Annotated in this window: 12 protein-coding genes and 1 tRNA gene; 10 read left to right on the plus strand and 3 right to left on the minus strand. The window is 58.6% G+C overall.

The window, feature by feature from the left end; all coding sequences use genetic code 11:
- Positions 1–39 precede the first annotated feature (39 nt).
- From L1P05_RS14000 to L1P05_RS14040, 9 genes are all read left to right on the plus strand, one after another.
- The gene (locus L1P05_RS14000) at positions 40–975 is read left to right on the plus strand and encodes a LysR family transcriptional regulator (RefSeq protein WP_034167934.1); all 936 of its coding nucleotides are present in this window, start codon (positions 40–42) and stop codon (positions 973–975) included.
- Positions 976–1,431: 456 nt separating this feature from the next.
- Positions 1,432–2,997 (plus strand): sulfatase family protein, encoded by a 1,566-nt coding sequence (locus tag L1P05_RS14005; protein ID WP_034167933.1) that lies wholly within the window; start codon positions 1,432–1,434, stop codon positions 2,995–2,997.
- A 148-nt stretch (positions 2,998–3,145) separates the two neighbouring features.
- A complete protein-coding gene (locus tag L1P05_RS14010; RefSeq protein WP_012849738.1) occupies positions 3,146–4,030 on the plus strand; it encodes an OmpG porin family protein in 885 nt (294 codons plus the stop codon).
- A 35-nt stretch (positions 4,031–4,065) separates the two neighbouring features.
- Positions 4,066–6,159, plus strand: a complete 2,094-nt coding sequence (locus L1P05_RS14015) for an autotransporter family protein (RefSeq protein ID WP_012849739.1) — start codon at positions 4,066–4,068, stop codon at positions 6,157–6,159.
- A gap of 28 nt (positions 6,160–6,187) precedes the next feature.
- On the plus strand, positions 6,188–9,256 hold the full coding sequence (locus L1P05_RS14020; protein ID WP_012849740.1) for a chondroitinase family polysaccharide lyase: 3,069 nt from the start codon (positions 6,188–6,190) through the stop codon (positions 9,254–9,256).
- Between the two features lie 61 nt (positions 9,257–9,317).
- Positions 9,318–12,365 (plus strand): chondroitinase family polysaccharide lyase, encoded by a 3,048-nt coding sequence (locus L1P05_RS14025; RefSeq protein WP_012849741.1) that lies wholly within the window; start codon positions 9,318–9,320, stop codon positions 12,363–12,365.
- A gap of 556 nt (positions 12,366–12,921) precedes the next feature.
- On the plus strand, positions 12,922–13,848 hold the full coding sequence (gene lpxL, locus L1P05_RS14030) for an LpxL/LpxP family Kdo(2)-lipid IV(A) lauroyl/palmitoleoyl acyltransferase (RefSeq protein ID WP_012849743.1): 927 nt from the start codon (positions 12,922–12,924) through the stop codon (positions 13,846–13,848).
- A gap of 708 nt (positions 13,849–14,556) precedes the next feature.
- Positions 14,557–15,072 carry a hypothetical protein gene (locus L1P05_RS14035; RefSeq protein ID WP_012849744.1) on the plus strand — a complete coding sequence of 172 codons (516 nt, stop codon included), beginning with the start codon at positions 14,557–14,559 and terminating at the stop codon, positions 15,070–15,072.
- Between the two features lie 12 nt (positions 15,073–15,084).
- Complete coding sequence (locus L1P05_RS14040; RefSeq protein WP_012849745.1) at positions 15,085–15,687, plus strand: DUF5384 family protein; 603 nt, start codon at positions 15,085–15,087, stop codon at positions 15,685–15,687.
- 141 nt (positions 15,688–15,828) lie between these two features.
- On the opposite strand, the gene L1P05_RS14045 is transcribed toward L1P05_RS14040, so the two are convergent.
- Positions 15,829–15,902: transfer RNA gene (locus tag L1P05_RS14045), tRNA-Gly, on the minus strand.
- Between the two features lie 440 nt (positions 15,903–16,342).
- Here L1P05_RS14045 and L1P05_RS14050 point away from each other — a divergent pair.
- On the plus strand, positions 16,343–17,338 hold the full coding sequence (locus tag L1P05_RS14050; protein WP_012849746.1) for a YadA-like family protein: 996 nt from the start codon (positions 16,343–16,345) through the stop codon (positions 17,336–17,338).
- An 83-nt stretch (positions 17,339–17,421) separates the two neighbouring features.
- On the opposite strand, the gene lysS is transcribed toward L1P05_RS14050, so the two are convergent.
- Both lysS and prfB read right to left on the minus strand, forming a co-directional pair.
- Positions 17,422–18,939: a lysine--tRNA ligase gene (gene lysS, locus L1P05_RS14055; protein WP_012849747.1), complete on the minus strand. Its 1,518-nt coding sequence runs from the start codon at positions 18,937–18,939 to the stop codon at positions 17,422–17,424.
- Positions 18,940–18,948: 9 nt separating this feature from the next.
- A protein-coding gene (gene prfB, locus L1P05_RS14060) for a peptide chain release factor 2 (protein ID WP_109745893.1) occupies positions 18,949–20,047 on the minus strand; the annotation gives its coding sequence in 2 pieces (ribosomal slippage) (positions 18,949–19,971 and positions 19,973–20,047; 1,098 coding nt in all).
- Positions 20,048–20,355: the final 308 nt, after the last annotated feature.

Consider the following 20,355-nt stretch of genomic DNA (forward strand, 5'->3'; position numbering starts at 1 on the left):
GCCCGTTTCCTGTACCGCCGCGCGTCGCCGGAGCCCGCCATGCACCGTATTTCCCTGCGTCAGGTCGCCATCTTTCATGCCGTGATGACCAGCGGCAACCTCACCGAGGCCGCCGCGCAGCTGCACACCTCTCAGCCGACCGTCAGCCGCGAACTGGCCCGCTTTGAGCAGCTGCTGGCGCTAAAGCTGTTCGAGCGGGTGCGCGGTCGTCTGCGGCCAACCGCCCAGGGGCTGCAGCTGTTTGAAGAGGTTCAGCGCGCCTACTACGGTCTTGAGCGTATCGAAGATGCCGCCAGCCAGATCCGCCAGTTTCGTCGGGCCACGCTGGATATCGTCTGTCTGCCGGCATTCTCCCAGTCCCTGCTGCCGCAGGTCTGCCGCCGCTTTCTCGCCCGCTATCCAGAGGTCAGCCTGACCATTACCCCGCAGGAGTCCCCCCTGCTGGAGGAGTGGCTTTCGGCCCAGCGCTACGATCTGGGGCTGACGGAAGAGTGCAGCACGCCGCCGGGCTGCGATCGCCACGCCCTGGCGACGCTGAATGAGGTCTGCGTACTGCCGGACGATCACCCGCTGCTACGCCATGCCATCCTGACCCCGGCCCACTTTGCGGCGCAGCCCTATATCAGCCTGTCGGCCGGCGATAGCTATCGCCATACCTTGGATGCCCTGTTTCAACGGGCGGGGATCGCACGCCGGATGGTGGCAGAAACCCACAGCGCCGCCGCCGTCTGCGCGCTGGTGCGCCAGGGAATCGGGCTGTCTATCGTCAATCCTCTGACCGCGCTGGACTTCGCCGGCCGCGGACTGGCGTGGCGCCCCTTCAGCGTAGCCGTTCCCTTTACCGTCAGCCTGATCCGCCCCCGCCACCGCCCCGGCTCCGCCGCCGTAGAGACCTTTATCGCCTCGCTGCAGGAGGAGATCACGGCCGTCGCCGAACAGCTGCGCGAGCCCCACGACAACAACGAAAACCATTGAAAGCAAAAGATCATTTATTGCACAAACAAGCCACGCAAATACCTTTCGTTTTAGTTTTTATAAAACAGAATGAATGCAATAACATGATTTATCGTTATTTATCTATTAATCACGACGCTTTCGATTGCATGCGTTGCTATTTTCGGTGCGCGATGGTCACCCCCGACGCCGCGGCGGCTCGCCACGGAAATCCTCCCCCGTAACCATCACGATTTCCGTCTGGTCATCGCGCGGTAACGCCTTTAAAAACCGTATGCTACGCGGTAATACCTGTTAAGTACCTCACAGTTTTCTCCCCCCCTCGTCCCCCCCTTCACCGCGCCGTAGTGCATTTAGTGTGATCTTGCTTTTATTTCCATAATTTTCGTTAATTTATGATTTGAGCTGCACAAAAAGTATAAATAAGATGTGTAAAAACCAAACGAAAGAAAACACAAAAACAAGAAGGGGGGTTTGATGTCCGTTACTCGCAGGAGCTTTCTGAAAGGATTGGCCGCCGGAGGTGCAGCCATCTCTGCGCCGGCCGCCCTCGCCGCCACGCTGGGGCAGGAGCAGGGAAAAGGCGCACAGGCCAGACCGGCGGATGCGCCGAATCTGCTGATCGTGTTTCCCGACGAATTCCGCGCCCAGGCGCTGCAGTTTATGGGACAGGACCCCTCGCTGACGCCGAACTTAAACGCCTTCGCCAAGCAGTCTCGCGTGATGCGCCAGGCCGTGTCCAACTACCCGCTGTGTACGCCGTTTCGCGGCATGCTGATGACCGGGCAGTACCCGATCCGCAACGGCATCACCGGCAATGCGCATGACTTTGGCGGCAAGGTCGGGATTGAGCTGTCGCGCTACGCCCAGTGCTGGTCAGACGTACTGAAAAAGCTGGACTACAGCACCGGCTACATCGGCAAATGGCATCTGGACGCCCCCCAGGCCCCCTTTATTGAGAGCTACAACAACCCGATGGAAGGGCGCTACTGGAACGACTGGACCGCCCCGGATCGCCGCCACGGCTTTGACTTCTGGTACTCCTACGGCACCTACGATCTGCATATGCGCCCGATGTACTGGGGCAATAATACCCCGCGTGAATCGCCGATGTATGTCGATCAGTGGAGCGCCGAACACGAAGCCGATATGGCCATTAAGTTCCTGCGCAATGAGAAAGGCAGCTTCCGCGCCGCCGACAAGCCGTTCGCGCTGGTGGTGTCCATGAACCCGCCGCACTCCCCCTACGATCAGGTGCCGCAAAAATACCTGGACCGCTTCCCGGGCAAGAGCTCGCGCGATCTCAACACCCGTCCCAACGTCGACTGGCAGGCCAACTACCAAGAAGGCTATGGCCCGCAGTACTTCAAGGAGTACATGGCGATGGTCAACGGGGTCGATGAACAGTTTGGCCGTATTCTGGCCGAGCTGGACAAGCAGGGGCTGGCGGAAAATACCCTGGTGGTGTTCTTCTCCGATCACGGCTGCTGCCTGGGCGCCAACGGTCAGCCGACCAAGAACGTCCCCTATGAAGAGGCGATGCGCATCCCGATGATGTTCCGCCTGCCGGGCAAAATTGCCCCGGGCAACGATGACGCGCTGATGTCGGCGCCGGACATCTACCCGACCATCCTTGGTCTGATGGGACTGGAGCAGTGGATCCCCGGCACGGTCGAGGGCAGCAACCTGGCATCGCGCATCACCCACGGTAAGGGCGAAACGGCCAGCTCTCAGCTATACCTGTTTGTTCCCTACGGCGAGCCCTCTTTCGGCCGCCGCGGCGTACGCACCACCAGCCACACCCTGGTTATCGATCGCCAAGATGGCCAGCCGCTGAAATACACCCTGTACGATAATGTTAACGATCCCTATCAGATGAAGAATATTGCCGCTGGCAATGATGCACTGATTAAAAAACTCACCGATGAAGAATTAATTCCATGGCTGGAAAAAACCGGTGACTCTTGGCGCCCGGTTGAATTTACCACCGCCACCACCAATAAACTGAACAAAAAAGTGGCTGAGTGCGCTAAAGCCAGCTAACGCCACACATCGTACGTATTTACCCGTCCCCCTTACTGTCGACGCTGTCGACAGTAAGGGCAGCGTTTGGTTTGCGTTCGAAAAATAATCATAACAATACCAGCAAAAGCATTAATTCATCACGGTTGTTATTATCGTAAGGAATGCTATGAACAAGCACAATCAATTACTTCTGGGATCGCTTATTGCGCTGTCGCTGACCTCTCTGAGCGCGCAGGCAGCCAATATTAATACCATATTTTCTTGGGAAACCGCCGATTATGATACGCCGGCTAACTACTCCGGTTACCGCTTAGATATCAATATTAACCCCACGAAATCCAACTGGTATTTTGATGCCGGACTACGTCAGCGTGAAGCCGATAATAACAGTCGCTATCAGCGTCTGGATTTGCAGGCTGGCTATCGCTACAAGATCAATAATGGTTGGATCCAGCCCAGCTTCAAGGTGCGTCAGGACACAACCACGTATGACAACGGCAACCGTATTACCGTTGACTTCTACAGCACCAAGACATCCTATTACTACAACCTCTCGAACAATTGGGCTCTGGCGGGCAGCGCCATGTTCAGCATGGAGAAGAAAGAGAATCTGGCAAAGGGGCTGACCACCAATACCGACTATCTCTCCTGGGAGTTAGAGCCTGGCATCCGCTACTTTATCACCCCGAATATCAATACCACCGTCGCCTATTTCCAAAGTGGCAAGCACGCCAATAAGCAAAATGAGTTTGAGACCCGCGAACTCCAGCGCAACCAGCAGGTGCGTGTTTATCTCAACTGGAATACCCCCATCGGCCTGGTTATCTCGCCATCGACCCGTCAGTCGGTATTTGGTGAGATCACCGAGCGTAATGCCAAGGGCGACTTTATCAATAAAGACATGTCACGTTATACCCTGCAACTGGCCTATCCGATTAATAATCAGTGGCGCGTAATGACCGAGTACTATCACGAAAAAATCAAAACAAAAAATAGCGATTTGAAGACCGAATACGACTATTTCAAGGTCGCCGTACGCGCCAGTTTCTAATCCACTAATAAGAATGCCAACACCGAGGTTATCACGTGAATAAATATAAGCATCTTTTCCTCTATACCGCTATTGCCTCTGCACTCTACAACACCGCCTGGGCGGCAGAGGTTTGCGATCCTGCCAGCGATATCTGCGATACCATGATCATTGGCGGTGGCGGCGCAACGGTCAATAAAAACATCATCGTCAATACTCCAGATACCCCCGCAATGCTGGTTGAAAAAGGCACCACGGTCACCAACAATGTCTATATCAACGGCGTCAACGTTATCAGCAAACAGGGCACCGCTATTCAGGTCGATGGAAGTTTCTCCAGCGGGCGTATCTTCAGTGTCAAAGGCGGTGCGACCGTCCAAGGCGGCAATGGCATCGCCATGGACTTCCGTCAGGCAAGCGGTCCGATGCGCGCAGATATCGTCGATGGCAGTACCATTATCGGCGATATCTTAGGTAACGGTAACACCGAAAAAGGCAACAAGATCAACTTTGCCCTTAACAACAGCACCGCCATCTTCAACGGTAACAATATCAGTGGGTTTAATACGGTCGAAAACTGGGGCACGTTGACCATCATCGGGCAAGACAGCACCATCCACTTTGGCGGAACCTTTGTAAACCAGAAAGGCAGTAATCTGGTCTTTCAGCTCAACGATCGAACCAACCTGGACGAGGCCATCCTGCGGGTCGACAAACTCTCCCTGCATAAAGATGGCAGTACCGTCAGCATGGGCTACAACGGCAGTCAGATTTCGAACATTATCAATAAAGATATCGTGCTGATCGAAGCCACCGAGGGCATCACCAACGCCGACAAAGTCACTATCACCGGCATGGATGGCGCCAAGCTCGACATCTCCCCGCTGCTGACCCAGACCAACTCCTGGATAGAGCCCTCTCCGCCGCAGATGAACGGCGGCGTCAGCGGCAATCAGCTGATCGTCAACTACGGCGTCAGCTACGGCGGCGCCAGCACCTTTGCGGCCCTGGCTGAGCAGGGTGGCGCCTCGGCCAACGCACTGCGCACCACCGCCTTTATCGTCCCCAACGTACTGAATGAATTTAACGGTACCCACAGCGCCGCCTCTGACCAGGCGCTGGCGCTGCTGGTCTCCGCCGGCAGCAACGCCGAAGCCATCGCGACGCTGGCCAACCAGATGACCCCTAACGGCGACGGCAGCGAGATCCGCGCCGCCAACCAGCTGGTCGGCGACATGCGTAACAATATCGCCCAGCGCCAGCTCGGCTATCTGGGTCAGCTGCCGCTGCAGGAGCGCGACAGCGGCTGGAACCTGTGGGTCAACACCCTGTACGGCCACGGTACCCAGAGCGGCAATGACTATGCCAACGGCTTTCGCATGAACCGCTACGGTATCAGCCTGGGCGCCGATCAGGAGATCGACGACAGCGCCATGCTCGGCTTCGCCCTCGGCTATAGCCATAGCCAGGCCGACAGCCGCGGCGTGACCCAGAGTAAACGCATCGATGCGGTCGAGCTGATGCCCTACCTCGGCTGGCGCAGCGGCATACTGTTCGCCGACGGTAACCTCAACATCGGCTATCTGCGCGTCAACAGCGAGCGTCACATCGGCGGCGACAGCGGCTGGCAGGGCGAAACCCAGGCCAACGGCGACTATACCGGCATGCAGGCAGGCTACCAGCTCAACGCGGGCCTGAATCTGGAGCTGGGCGCCCTGCACCTGCGCCCGATGCTCACCTACCAGTACCAGTGGCTCAACTTTGACTCCTGGCGTGAAAATGGCTCCATCCTCTCCCTGAGCAACAGCAGCCAGAAATACAGCCTGAACCACCTGGGCGGCGGCCTGAGCGCCTGGGCACAGTACGCCACCGGCTGGGGCACGCTGACGCCATCGATGCAGGTCAGCTATCTGCACGATCTCGACGGCGATCGCCGCATCCGTCAGCAGCATACGCTGGTCTCCATCACCAACGGCGGCTCGACCTTAGAGACCGTTGGCGCCCGAGTGGGCGGCAATCAGCTGCGCGTCGATGCCAGCGCGCGCATGGATATCAGCGAGTCGCTCAACCTGGGGATCGGTCTGGGCTATAACCGTGATGACCGCTACGGCGAAGGCGTTATCGGCCTGACCCTGGGCAATCGTTTCTAATCGGCGCACTTGGGAAAGGGAATCTACCATGTTATCCATGCATCGCACCCTGCTAGCGGCCGCTATCGCCGCCCTGCTTCTCAACGCGGCGGCCACGGCGGCCCCGGACGCCAACGCCCGCGATCGCGCCGAGATGATGCGCTCGCAGATCTACAGCTTTGATCAGCCGGAAGATCTCCGCGACATCACCACCACGCCCGGCTCGCGCGTCGCCCTGAGCGATAAGCGCGCCATCATGGGGGAACGGGCGCTGGTCTGGGACTGGCAGCGCGGCGGCAGCCTGCTGCTGCGCCACGCCATGAATATTCCAACGGATGCCCAGGTCTCCAAGATCTGGGGACGGGCCGCCACGCCGGTGCTCTCCTTCTGGATCTATAACGAGCATCCCATCGATGATGTCCTGACCGTCGATCTCGGCAATGGCCTGAATGGCACCAATGAGGCCGACGCCGGTACCCAGGTCAAGCTGAACTTCCGCGGCTGGCGCGCCGTCGGCGTCTCGCTGAACAACGATCTGGCCAACCGGGAGATGAGCGGCGCCGGCGTCCGCAGCGACGAGGACGCGGCGGAGCCCAGCGTAGGCCGCACCCTCGGCGATCGTATCGACACCCTTCGTCTGCGCGCCCCCAGCGGGGAGAAATCTGGCCGCCTGTTCATTGACCGGGTGATGATCTCGGTGGATGACGCGCGCTATCAATGGTCCGATTACCACGTCAAAACCCGCTATACCGAGCCGGAGATCCAGTTCCATCGCGCCACGCCGACGCTGGCGATGACGCCCGCCAACCAGGCCGGCGTCGAGCTGATCCGCCAGCGCCTGATCGACGAATTCGTCAACGGCCCGCAGGACAGCACCCTGAAAGCCGAAGCGGATCTGAGCAAACTGCGCGCCGCCTTCGACGCCCTGCAGATCCATCAGGCCGCCGACGGCACCCTTAGCGGCCGTCACCTGATCACCGATAAGCAGAAGATCCTTTACCAGCCGGAGCACCTGAGCGCGCAGGATAAGGCCAAGTTCGATCGCTATGTCATCCTGGGTGACTACACCACGCTGATGTTCAATATCAGCCACGCCTATCGTCAAAGCCACGATCCTGCCGTGCAGCGCCAGCTGGCCGATATGTATCTGCTGATGACCCGCCACCTGCTCGACCAGGGCTTCGCCCAGGGCAGCGGTCTGGTCACCACCCACCACTGGGGCTACAGCGCCCGCTGGTGGTACATCTCGGCGCTGCTGATGAGCCCGGTGCTGGATCAGGCCAAGCTAACGCAGCCGGTCTACGACGCCCTGCTGTGGTACTCACGCGAATTTAAGGCCAGCTTCGACATGAAGGTCGGGCCCGAGAGCAGCAACCTGGACTACTTCAATACCCTGTCGCGTCAGCATCTGGCCCTGCTACTGCTGGAGCCCAATCCCCAGCAGCGCATCGATCTGCTGAACAGCTTCAGCCACTATATCAGCGCCGCACTGGCGCAAACGCCGCCGGGCAGCAATGACGGTCTGCGTCCCGACGGCACCGCCTGGCGCCACGAGGGGAACTACCCGGGCTACTCCTTCCCGGCGTTCAAGAATGCGGCCCAGCTGGCCTATCTGCTGCGCGGCACCCCCTTCGCCCTGCAGCAGGACGGCCTGGACAAGCTCAAACAGGCCATGGTGGCCGCCTGGATCTACAGCAACCCGCAGACCGGTATTTCGCTGGCCGGACGCCATCCGTTTAACTCCCCCTCGCTGGAGAGTCTGACCAATGCCTACTACTGGCTGGCCATGTCCTATGGCAAACGGCCTGACGCCACCCTGGCCGCCATCTACCTACGCCTGGCAAATAAAACGGCGGCGGATGCGAAGACCCTGTTCGGCGAATCGCTTCAACCGGCGGCGCTGCCGCAGGGGTTCTATGCCTTCAACGGCGGCGCCTTTGGCATTCATCGCTGGCGCGACAAGATGGTGACCCTGAAGGCGTTTAACAGCAACGTCTGGTCCTCTGAGATCTATCTTAAGGACAACCGCTATGGCCGCTACCAGAGCCACGGCGTCGTCCAGATCGTCTCTCACGGCCCCCAGGAGGAGCAGGGCTACCGCCAAGCGGGATGGGACTGGAACCGCATGCCGGGCGCCACCACGCTACACCTGCCGCTGGAGGCACTCAACAGCCCGAATCGTCACACGCTGATGCTGCGCGGCGAACATCCCTTCAGCGGCACCTCATCGCTGGATAATCGCTACGGCATGCTGGCCTTCGATCTGCGCCCGTCCCGGGAGCAGCCCAGCTTTGACCAGGGGCTGAGCGCCCTGAAGAGCGTCCTGGCCGTCGATGACCGACTGATCATGGTCGGCAGCGATCTGAACAGCAGCGATGGTAAACATGCGCTGGAGACCACCCTGTTCCAACTGGCCAACTCACCGGGACGCGACAGCGCCATCTGGGTCAACGGTCAGCGCATCGACGCGGCCGCCTGGCAGGGCAGCCTGCAGAACGGCGACTGGCTGATCGACGCCGATGGCAACGGCTACCTGCTGGTGCAGGGGCCGACGGCAGAGGTACGCCGCCAGCTGCAGCGCTCCGCCGACAATAAGAACATGGCCCCGACAGAGGGGGAGTTCAGCGTCGCTTGGCTCAATCACGGTACGGCGGTCAAGAACGGCGCCTATCAGTATCTGGTGGTGCTCGACGCCACGCCGCAGCGCATGCGCGATCTGGCTCAGCAGCTGAAGCAGGGGAATGCCCCCTTCACGGTCCTCCGTAGCCAAGACGGCGTACACGTGATCCGCGACAACGCCAGCCAGGTCACCGGCTATGTCTTTTACCGGACGCCAACCCTGAAGGAGGGCCCGGTGATCGGCGTCAACCGCCCGGCCATCGTGATGACCCGACCACAGGACGGCGGCCTGGTGCTCAGCGCCGTGACGCCGGATCTGAACATGACGCGCCAGAAGGCGGCTAAGCCGGTCACCATCGAGGTCACCCTGCGGGGACGCTGGCAGCCTGCCGCCCCGGTCGACGGGATCGCCTGCGCCGCGCGCGGCGACGAAACCCGCCTGCGGTTCAGCATCGACTTCGGCATTCCACAGCAGATTGCGCTGAAAAAAATGCCTTAACCGGATCGCGGACGGGGCTTCCCGTCCGCTCCGCCCACGTTTGATTACGGGATACCTGCCCATGCACAACCATCACGGCATCAATACCCTCACGCTGGGGCTGCTGACCTGTCTGTCGGCTCCCCTTTACGCCGCCCTGCCCTCGGTCAGCCAGGAGCCGGGCGCCGGCCACGTCTACCTGTTTGAACAGACGCTGCCGACGTCGATCTCCACCCATAATGCCACGCTACGCATCAGCGATCTGCGCGCCAAAGATGGACAGCATGCGCTGCAGTGGCACTATCAGCCCGGCGCCACCCTGACCGTGAAGACCCCGATCCGCTACCGCGACGCCGCCGACAGCGCGACCCCGCTGACCTTTATGGTCTGGGTGTACAACGCGCGGCCCGTGAACGATGCGCTCACCTTCCGCTTTGGCCAAGGCGAACGCAGCGACGCCCAGTTTCAGGCCAGCCTCAACTTTCAGGGCTGGCGCGGCATCGCCGTCCCCTACCGCGATATGCAGGGCACGCCGAGCGCCTCGATGGACCGTCTGACCATCACCGCGCCGGCTCAGGCCGGCACGCTCTATTTTGATCAGCTGATGCCGGCGGTACCGGTGGATAACCGCTGGCCGCTCCCCGACTACACGACGCCGTTTGCCAATCGCGCGGTCAACGACATGGTCAGCAAAAACTGGAGTGCGCTGCTGATGTATGACGAGATGCTGCGTCAGCGCTTCCCCACCCTGAACTTCGATGTCACCTTCAGCGACAGCAGCGGCCCGAGCGCCTCACTGTACCGTCGCTTCGACGACTACCAGGGGATCCGCAGCGACAGCCGCGTCACCCCCGAACAGGTCGAACAGAACCTTGAGGCCTACCGCCGCCTGGGCATCCGTACGCTGGCGGACGGCACCCTCGGCGGAACGCCGCTCGACCACCCAAACCGTCAACACTTTATGAAGGTGAAGGGGGTCTTCACCCCGCAGACCGTCGATGCCCTCACCGCGGGAAATCCCATTCGCGACGTCGGCAAAACGCTGCTGCAAAGCGCGCGCTACCTGCGCAGCGACAGCCTGACGGCACAGCAGCGCGACGCGCTGCAGCGCCAGTTCCTGGATACCACCCGCTATGTGCTCGATCAGGGCTTCGCCCGCGGCAGCGGCTACCAGATCATCACCCACGTCGGCTATCAGACCCGAGAGCTGTTCGACGCCTGGTTTATTCAGCGCAACCTGCTGGCCCAACACCACCTGTTGGCGCCGACGCAGCAGGCCATGATGTGGTACAACGCCACCGGGCGCATCTTTGAGCCTGAGGCCGACATTGTGGATGCCAATGTGGACATCCTCAACACCCAGCTGCAGTGGATGGTGAAGAGCATTCTGATGCTGCCGGATCCCGCCCAGCGCGACGCGCTGCTGGCCCAGACCCGCCAGTGGCTGGCGAAAACCGTCTTGAGCTCCAAGGGGGTCGGCGGCGGCTTTAAGCCCGATGGCGCTATCTTCCATCACTCTCAGCACTACCCGGCCTACGCTAAAGACGCCTTCGGCGGGCTGGCGCCGACGGTCTACGCCATGAGCGGTTCGCCTTTCCGCCTGCCGACGGACGCGCACCAGCGGCTGAAAGAGGTGCTGCTCAAAATGCGCATCTACACCAAAGAGACCCAGATCCCGCTGACCCTCAGCGGTCGACACCCCACCGGCCTGCACAGCATTACCATTGCGCCGTTTAAGTGGATGGCGCTGGCCGGCACCCCGGACGGCAGCCAGTCGGTCGATCCGGAGCTGGCCGCCGCCTATGCCCGCCTGGCCGGAGAGACGCAGTTCGCCGCGATCGCCGCCGAGGCCGAGCCCAGCGGCGCCTGGGCGATGAACTATGCGGCAATGGCCATACAGCGCCGCGCAGGGCAGCAGAACGACGGACGTTCCTGGCTGGCCATCGCCCGCGGCTTCAGCCGCTATCTGGTGGGGAACGAAAGCTATGAGAAGAACAACCGCTATGGCCGCTACCTACAGTATGGCCAGTTGGAGATCATCCCGGCCGATAAGGCACAACAGGGATTCCGCCACGCGGGCTGGGACTGGAACCGCTATCCGGGCACCACGACGGTGATCCTGCCCTATCCCCAGCTCAAGGCACAGCTGAACCAGCTGCCGGGGGCGGGTATTGAAGAGATGCTGCTGTCGACGGAAAGCTACGTCGGCGCCAACGCCCTGGACGGCAACAGCATGTTTGCGATGAAGCTGCACGGCCACAGCAAGTATGGGCAGGAGAGTCTGCGCGCGAATAAATCTTACTTCCTGTTCGATAATCGCGTGATCGCCCTGGGCTCCGGCATCAGCAACAGCGACCGCCAGCACCCGACGGAGACCACCCTGTTCCAGTTTGCCGTTCCGCAGCAGCAGCCGATCGGCGTCAACGGAGAGCAAATCAATCAGCCGGACAGCCTGCGGACGCTGCAGGGCGCGGCCCATCTGGTCGATCCGGCGGGTAACAGCTACTGGCTGCCGGCGGGTCAGCAGGTGCGGGTCAGCTACCGCCAGCAGCACTCTCTCGACGATCGCAACGATGCGCCGACGCAGGGGCTGTTTGCCGTTGCCAGCCTGCTGCACGGCAGCGCACCGCAGCAGCAGGGGTATGAGTATGCCATCGCCATCGATGACCCCGGCACCCAGGCACCCGCTTACCGGGTTCTGCAAAAGGACGACACGCTGCACGCCGTCCGTGACCAGAACAGCGGACAGGAGGGCTACGCCTTCTTCCGCGCCGCCCAGCGTCAGGGCGACGGTCTGCTGCTCGCCGCCGACGCGCCGCTGATGGCCATGCTGGCGCCGCGCGAAGACACCCTGCGCCTGAGCATCGTCAACCCGGACCTGGCGCTGTATCAGGGGGAAGATCCCGAGCAGCGCGACGCCGACGGTAAACAGAAAGAGGTGAGCATCTACTCCCGCCCCTGGCGCAGCAGTGAGCCGGCGCCCCAGCACGCACAGCTGACGCTGAAAGGCCACTGGCAGCTGGCGCAGCCGATCCACGGCGCCAGCCTGATCCGCCAGGGCGATAATACCCTGCTACGCGTCACCACCCGCGCCGCGCAGCCGCTGGTGCTCACGCTCAACCGCGGCTAACGTCCGCGCCGTCGGTAAGCGAGGGGCGACGCCGCCCCTCGCCATCCCGGATACGCTTAACCTGAGGCCCCACTCGGTAAATATATTTTATATATCACTGCCGCAACAATATTTATCAGACTAATCCTCTACGTCCAGCGCGTTATCCTGACAAAATAGAACTTGCTAAAACCCCCCGTGCGTGAGTTAATGCGATGCTGGTTTGCATCCATTGGGCAAACATTTCGCATTTATTCGACCTACGCTCCCGGGATCTTCCCGCCGGCATTCTTCTCTGATGCGCCGTTTACCCGCTAACAGTCGGTTTTATCTGAAAATCAGAGACCAGCGGACATGACCCCCTCCCCCGCGGCGTCGCCATGGCAGGAAACAGGCATAATACAAAAGAAACGTTATAAAACCTGTCAATATATATAGGAAATAAATGCACATTAATTAAATAGATCAAAACACCCAAAGACACAGATAAAAATAACATCAAAAAAGTCATGGCAGCACCATCCTGCTATCGCGATAAAAAGAATACGCAGTCCAATAGATAAAAATAAGGTTTTCCATGAAAAAGCCGTTTCACTTCCGCCAGGCGTTCCTGCATCCCCGCTACTTTAGCCTATGGCTGGGTATCGGCCTGCTCTACCTGCTGGTACAGATGCCCTACCGCTGGATCTGCGCCCTGGGACGCTTTCTGGGTCTGTGCGCCATGCGACTGATGGCCCGACGCGCCTCCATCGCCCGTCAAAACCTGACGCTATGCTTTCCACAGAAAACGCCGGCGCAGATCGAACACATCGTCCGGGAAAACTTTAAGTCCCTGGGGATCTCTCTGTTTGAGCTCGGCATCGCCTGGTTTTGGTCCGATCGCCGCATCCGCCGCTGGTTTGACGTTTCCGGCCTGGAGCATATGCAGGCGGCGCGAGCGAAGGGAAAAGGGGTCTTGGTCGTCGGCGTCCACTTTATGTCGCTCGATCTCGGAGGACGGGTCATGGGACTGTGCAACCCCATGATGGCGGTCTACCGCCCGCATAACAACCCGGTGCTGGAGTACCTGCAGACCCGCGGGCGCTCGCGCGGCAATAAGCAGATGCTGGATCGCAAAAACCTAAAAGGGATCGTCGGAGCGCTGAAAAGCGGCGAGGCGGTCTGGTTCGCCCCCGATCAGGACTACGGCCCGCGCGGCAGCTCCTTTGCGCCATTCTTTGCCGTCAGCAGCGCCGCCACCACCAACGGCACCGCGACCCTGGCCCGGCTATCCAACGCCGTGATACTGACCACCGTCCTGATCCGCAAACCCGGTGCTCAGGGCTACCAGCTGATTATCGAGCCCGAGCTGGAAGGCTACCCGGCGCACGATATGGTACAGGCCGCCACCTTCATGAACCGCATCGTCGAGCGCGAAATCCTGCGTGCACCGGAGCAGTACCTCTGGCTACACCGCCGCTTTAAGACCCGCCCAGAGGGTATGCCGTCGCTGTATACCCGTTAGGTCACACCGCTCACGACATCGTTTACCCGGCAGTCGATATCCTGATATACATCCGCTGCCGGGCCAACAAACGAAGGCTCAGAGCGACGCTCGGTAATGACGCTTAATACGCTAATTTATACAACATAAAATAACAACACGGAATATAATAGAAGAAACCACACAACAGCCATGTAATAAACTGAGAAAACCAAGCCAACATTAAACTAATTTTTATACTATTGCACCCTCCAGCTTGACCATCATCAAATAACCTAACAGTTTATCTATATTGCTAAATTCACGACAAACACATTAACTCTTTTTATATATTACACCTTACCTACCTCAGCGCGGCGAATTAACGCAAATCAATAGTCAGCAATAGCGCACTAAATCAAATGTTAAGTGTTTTCCAAAGCGCAATGCACCAATCTCAGGGTTTACAGCATGAAGCATCGGTCATAGAATCACTTCCGGAAGATAAAAAGCGTTAAATCCAATCAGTTATAAATTAATCTATCGTTCCTTGCGGGCACCAGGGACGATAATCAACGCCTAGAATGTAAATGCATCAGCTTTTATAATCAAACTGGCAGAATAATTCGATTGTCCAATTCCTCTTCCTCTCACTCACCGTCGCAGACGGCGAGAGAACTCTTGCGTAACGATATTCCGCCGCGGCGTCTTGCGCCGTCATGCGTTTTTTGACAGAGAATGGTATATTAAATGAAATTTAACACTTCCTGTGCACTGCTGGCAGTCACCTCCTCTTTATTCCTTTCCGGCTGTATGAATAATGCAGACCAATACGCCGCCGATGTCTATAATCCGACGCAGCTAAATCAGAAGCAGGAGAGTAAAACCGTCAATATTATTTCTATTCTGCCTGCTAAGGTTGCTGTAGATAATAAAGAGAACAAAGAGATGGCTCAGACCGTCGGCGCGATCCTGGGCACCGTTGCCGGCGCCGCCGGCGGCTACAACCTGGGGCATGGTTCCAAGGCCGGCGCCGTTGCCGGTGGTGCCGCCGGCGCCGCGACCGGCGCTGCGGCGGGCTCACTGGTAAAAGACAAGGTCCTGGTGCACGGCGTCTCCCTGACCTACAAAGAGGGCAGCAAGATCTACACCTCGACTCAGGTTGGCGAAACCTGTCAGTTCCAGCCGGGTATCGCACTGGTGATCTCGATGGAACAAGGGGAAACCCGTATCCAGCCGAACGCGGCCTGCCCGAAAAAGTCATAAGCGGGGTCTACCATGCGCAAGCCATTAATCGCCCTGCTGCTGGCTATACCGGCGCTGACCTGCGCCAATCCGCTTTCATCCCAGCTAAACGCGGTTGCCGCCGCCGAACAGCAGGGGGAGAGAGAGGAAGCCAGCAGACAGGCGCAGGAAGAAGCCGCCCGCCAGGCCCATCTACGCCATGAACAGGCCATCGCCGCACAGCGCCAGCGCGCCGCCGCGCAGGCCCGCCTCAAGCGAGAGCAGCAGCAGCTTGCCGCACAGCGAGAGGCGCATCAGGAACGGATAGCCGATAAGCAGCGCGAACAGTCCTACCAAGATCAGCTGCGACAGATAGAACTGGAGAACATGAAAATGGAGATGGACGCTCGCCGCGCAGAGCTGGAGCTGTCCAAAGCCCGTAATCATGCCCGCAGCAAGCTGGTTGATGAAGAGCAGAAAAACCAGATGCAGCTGGATGCGGCTGAACGGCGCGCTGAAATCAGCAACAAATCCGCCGTCGGCGATGCCATTCGCAACGAGAGCGAGGGCGATAAACACCTCAAGGAGCGGATGGGAAGCGGAATTGAGAATGCGGGCAAGGCCGCCGCAGACAAGGCCAGCGGATGGTTTAACTGATCCGCTCTGACGGTATGGGACAGGCGACGGCCTGTCCCTTTTTTTATCGCTTGAAAACCGCGGACTATAGCAGGGGCGGTTATTGAGCGCGCCTGGAACCCCAATAGCAAAAACCCCCGCCGAGGCGAGGGTTTGCAAATCTGGAGCGGGCGAAGGGAATCGAACCCTCGTATAGAGCTTGGGAAGCTCTCGTTCTACCATTGAACTACGCCCGCGATGTGTGAACCATTATAGTCACTTCCCTCGCCGCAGCAAGAGAAAACTGCGCTAAGTGATGAATATTTCAGCAGATATCTTATAAGCCCGCCTATGTGCCGCTTTCTTCGCCATTTCGCGCGCGCCCATCCTCTCCACGGTATACGCTCTGCCTTTTTGTCCCCGCCGCATGATGCCCTCGGCGCGCGGACGAGAGGATGATGATTGAAACATGACCTAAAACATCACCTGAAACAGTAATCACAACGTAATTCATCACCTGAAATAGCCAATAAATGTGTCAGAGAAAACCTTTGCAACCGAAAACTGACACTGGGGGAGCTTATCTAAAAATACAGAGCGCAATTTGCATAAGAAAACGGCAGATTACAAATACAACATCATAATATCTAACAGTTTTAATACTTGAGCCATCATTGATAAAAAAGAGGATATTACGATGTCCCTATTCCGCATCGGTATTATTTCTACAGCCGTTCTCTTGACCCTCTCACCGTTCGACGGCGCCGTCGCGGCGCCAGCGCCGGTACTCCCCAGCGTCGCGCCCGCCCACCGCGGGCTTCTGGATGTGCATTTGGGCAACGACAGTAACTGCGCGGGCGGTAACTATGATACGGCGCTCGGCGCCAGCAGTCGCACCCGCGGCGATGCCGCTACCGCCATCGGCGCCGAATCCTACTCCGGCGGCGCCAACAGCGTCGCCATCGGTAACGAAAGCCGCAGCCAACAGTCTGGGCTGGCCGCCGGTGCCGCCAGCCTGGCAGGACAGCACTCCACGGCGCTCGGCGATGGGGCGCGTGCCACGCCCGATAATGCGATAGCGCTGGGCGACGATGCCCAGGCCAGCGCCAACTACTCCACCGCCATCGGCGTCAGCGGGCGGGCATCCGGGTATAGCAGCATGGCGCTGGGCAACGATAGCCAAGCATCCTATATGAACAGCATCGCCCTCGGTGCCAACAGCCAGACCGCGCGCGTCAACAGCGTCTCTATCGGCGCCCCCGGCAGCACGCGCCAGCTCACCAACCTCAGCGCAGGCACGCAGGCGACGGATGCGGTCAACGTCAGCCAGCTGCAGGGATATAGCCGTAATTTAAGCAATACAGAGCGTAACGATATGCAGGCAGCCAATGCGCGCCTTAACCGATTCGGCCATGCGATAGAAGGACGGGTCAACCGGCTGCAGCAGCAGATGACCGACCAGCATAACGAGAGCAACGGCGGCATCGCCTCCGTCGCCGCGATGGCCGATATTCCCTATACCACCCGGCAGACCTTTAGCGTTGGGGTTGGCGTCGCCAACTATCAGAACGCCAACGCGGTGGCCGTCGGGGCGCAGTACCAGATCACGCCGCGCACCGACATTCGTCTGGCCTCTGCGTGGAACAGCGCCGAGGGGAATGTCGTGGGGGCCGGTATTGCCTATGGCTGGTAACCGGCGAAAACCGGCGTCAGCGGCAACGCGACGGCAAAAAAAAGCCCCGGCATAGCCGGGGCGGATAAGCGATTAAGACCGGCTTATTTCTGCGGACGCATCGCCGGGAACAGGATCACATCACGGATGGTGTGGCTGTTGGTGAACAGCATCATCATACGGTCGATACCCACGCCCAGACCGGCGGTCGGCGGCAGGCCGTGCTCCAACGCGGTCACGTAGTCTTCGTCGTAGAACATGGCTTCGTCGTCACCGGCATCTTTGGCTTTCACCTGATCCAGGAAACGCTCTGCCTGATCTTCGGCGTCGTTCAGCTCGGAGAAGCCGTTACCGATTTCACGGCCGCCGATGAAGAATTCAAAGCGGTCGGTGATGAACGGGTTCTCGTCGTTACGGCGCGCCAGCGGAGAAACCTCTGCCGGGTATTCGGTGATGAAGGTCGGCTGAATCAGCTGGCTCTCTGCCGTTTCATCAAAGATTTCGCACTGTACGCGGCCCAGGCCCCAGCTTTTCTCGATCTTGATGCCCAGAGACTCGGCGATCTTGCAGGCCTTCTCCATATCATCCAGATCGGCAGAGGCGATGTCCGGACGGTAGTGGCAGATGGCCTCTTTCATGCTCATCTTGATAAACGGCTTGCCGAAATCGAAGGTCTGATCGCCGTACTGCACCACGCTGCTGCCCAGAACATCCTGGCTGATGGTGCGGAACAGCTCTTCGGTCAGCACGATCAGGTCTTTGTAGTCCGCGTAGGCCATATAGAGTTCCATCATGGTGAACTCAGGGTTATGACGCGGAGAGACGCCTTCGTTACGGAAGTTACGGTTGATTTCGAACACGCGCTCGAAGCCACCGACCACCAGACGCTTCAGGTACAGCTCCGGCGCGATACGCAGGTACATATCGATGTCCAGCGCATTGTGATGGGTGATGAACGGACGGGCGGATGCGCCCCCCGGGATCACCTGCATCATCGGGGTTTCGACTTCCATGAAGCCTTTGTTGACCATGAAGTTGCGGATAGCGGCCAGGATCTTAGAGCGGGTACGGAAAGTCTCGCGGGAAGATTCGTTGGCGATCAGGTCCAGATAGCGCTGGCGATAGCGGGTTTCCTGGTCAGACAGACCGTGGAATTTGTCCGGCAGCGGGCGCAGGGCCTTGGTCAGCAGATGGATAGAGTGGCAATGAATAGACAGCTCGCCGGTCTGAGTACGGAACAGAGTACCGCGTGCGCCGATGATGTCACCCAGGTCCCACTTTTTGAACTGTTCGCTGTAAACATCGTCTTTCAGATCGTCACGGGCAACATACAGCTGAATACGGCCACCCATATCCTGCAGCGTAACGAAAGAGGCTTTACCCATGATACGGCGGGTCATCATGCGCCCGGCAACGGAAACTTCAACGTTCAGCGCTTCCAACTCTTCCTTGCTCTTACCGTCATACAGGCTGTGCAGCTTATCAGAGGTGGTGTCGCGGCGGAAATCGTTAGGGAAAGCGATGCCTTCCTTACGCAGAGCCGCCAGTTTTTCGCGGCGAGTCTGCATTTCGTTGTTTAAGTCCAGAGCCTGTTCGGCGCCTTGTTGCTGTTGTTCAGACATAGTGTTTCCTCATAACCCGGCTTTTAAACTTGCCTCAATAAACCTATCCAGGTCGCCATCTAACACGGCCTGTGTATTACGTGTCTCAACGCTAGTACGTAAATCTTTTATGCGGGAATCATCCAGCACATAAGAACGGATCTGACTCCCCCAACCGATATCGGACTTGGTATCTTCCATCTGCTGCCGCTCAGCATTTTTCTTTTGCATCTCAAGTTCATAAAGCTTGGCTTTCATCTGCTTCATGGCCTGATCTTTGTTCTTATGCTGAGAACGGTCGTTCTGGCACTGCGTTACCAGCCCGGTCGGAATGTGGGTAATACGCACGGCGGACTCCGTCTTGTTGACGTGCTGACCACCGGCGCCAGAGGCGCGGTAAACGTCGATACGCAGATCCGCCGGATTGATATCGATATCGATATCGTCATCCACTTCAGGATAAACAAAGGCGGAGCTGAACGACGTATGACGGCGGCCGCCCGAGTCAAACGGACTCTTGCGCACCAGGCGATGTACGCCGGTTTCGGTACGCAGCCAGCCGTAGGCATAGTCACCGCTGATTTTGATGGTGGCGGACTTCAGGCCGGCCACTTCACCCTCAGATTCTTCGATAATCTCGGTTTTGAAGCCCTTGGATTCAGCCCAGCGCAGATACATACGCAGCAGCATGCTGGCCCAGTCCTGCGCTTCGGTTCCCCCGGAGCCGGCCTGAATATCCAGGTAGCAGTCGGCGCTGTCGTATTCGCCGGAGAACATGCGGCGGAATTCCAACTGCCCCAGCTTCACGTCCAGCAGATCGAGTTCGGCAACGGCCTCGTTAAAGGTCTCTTCGTCGTCGGCCTCTACCGCCAGCTCCAGTAATCCGGATACATCCTCCAACCCCTGGTGCATTTCATCGATGGTGTTGACGATGATTTCCAGGGAGGAGCGCTCTTTGCCCAGTGCCTGCGCACGCTCCGGTTCATTCCAGACATCCGGCTGTTCCAGCTCGGCGTTTACTTCTTCCAGGCGCTCTTTCTTGGCATCGTAGTCAAAGATACCCCCTCAGAACATCTGTCCGCGCAGACAGGTCCTGAATACGGTGTTTTACCGGATTAATTTCAAACATAGATTGTTATCTTCTTTAAAAGTGCAACGGTCGGGAAACACGGTGCCGTCATACGGCCCCCCGGCCAAAAGGACAAACGCAAAGTAACGGGATATCGCGCCACACGCTGGCAAAGGCATAACTTAAATCCCCATCCCATTACCCCTACAGACTATAGCAACTCGTTTGCAGAAATGGCAGACCCTACGCAGAGATCCTGCACTGTTGCTGTAAAATCCGGCACTTAACGCGGAAGTTCAACGAATTTACTAATCTGCGCGCCCCAGTTATTAATTATGCTAATAAACAAGAGGGGTAACTTTCGTTAC

The organism is Edwardsiella piscicida, from assembly GCF_021733145.1.
Taxonomy (GTDB): Bacteria; Pseudomonadota; Gammaproteobacteria; order Enterobacterales; family Enterobacteriaceae; genus Edwardsiella; species Edwardsiella piscicida.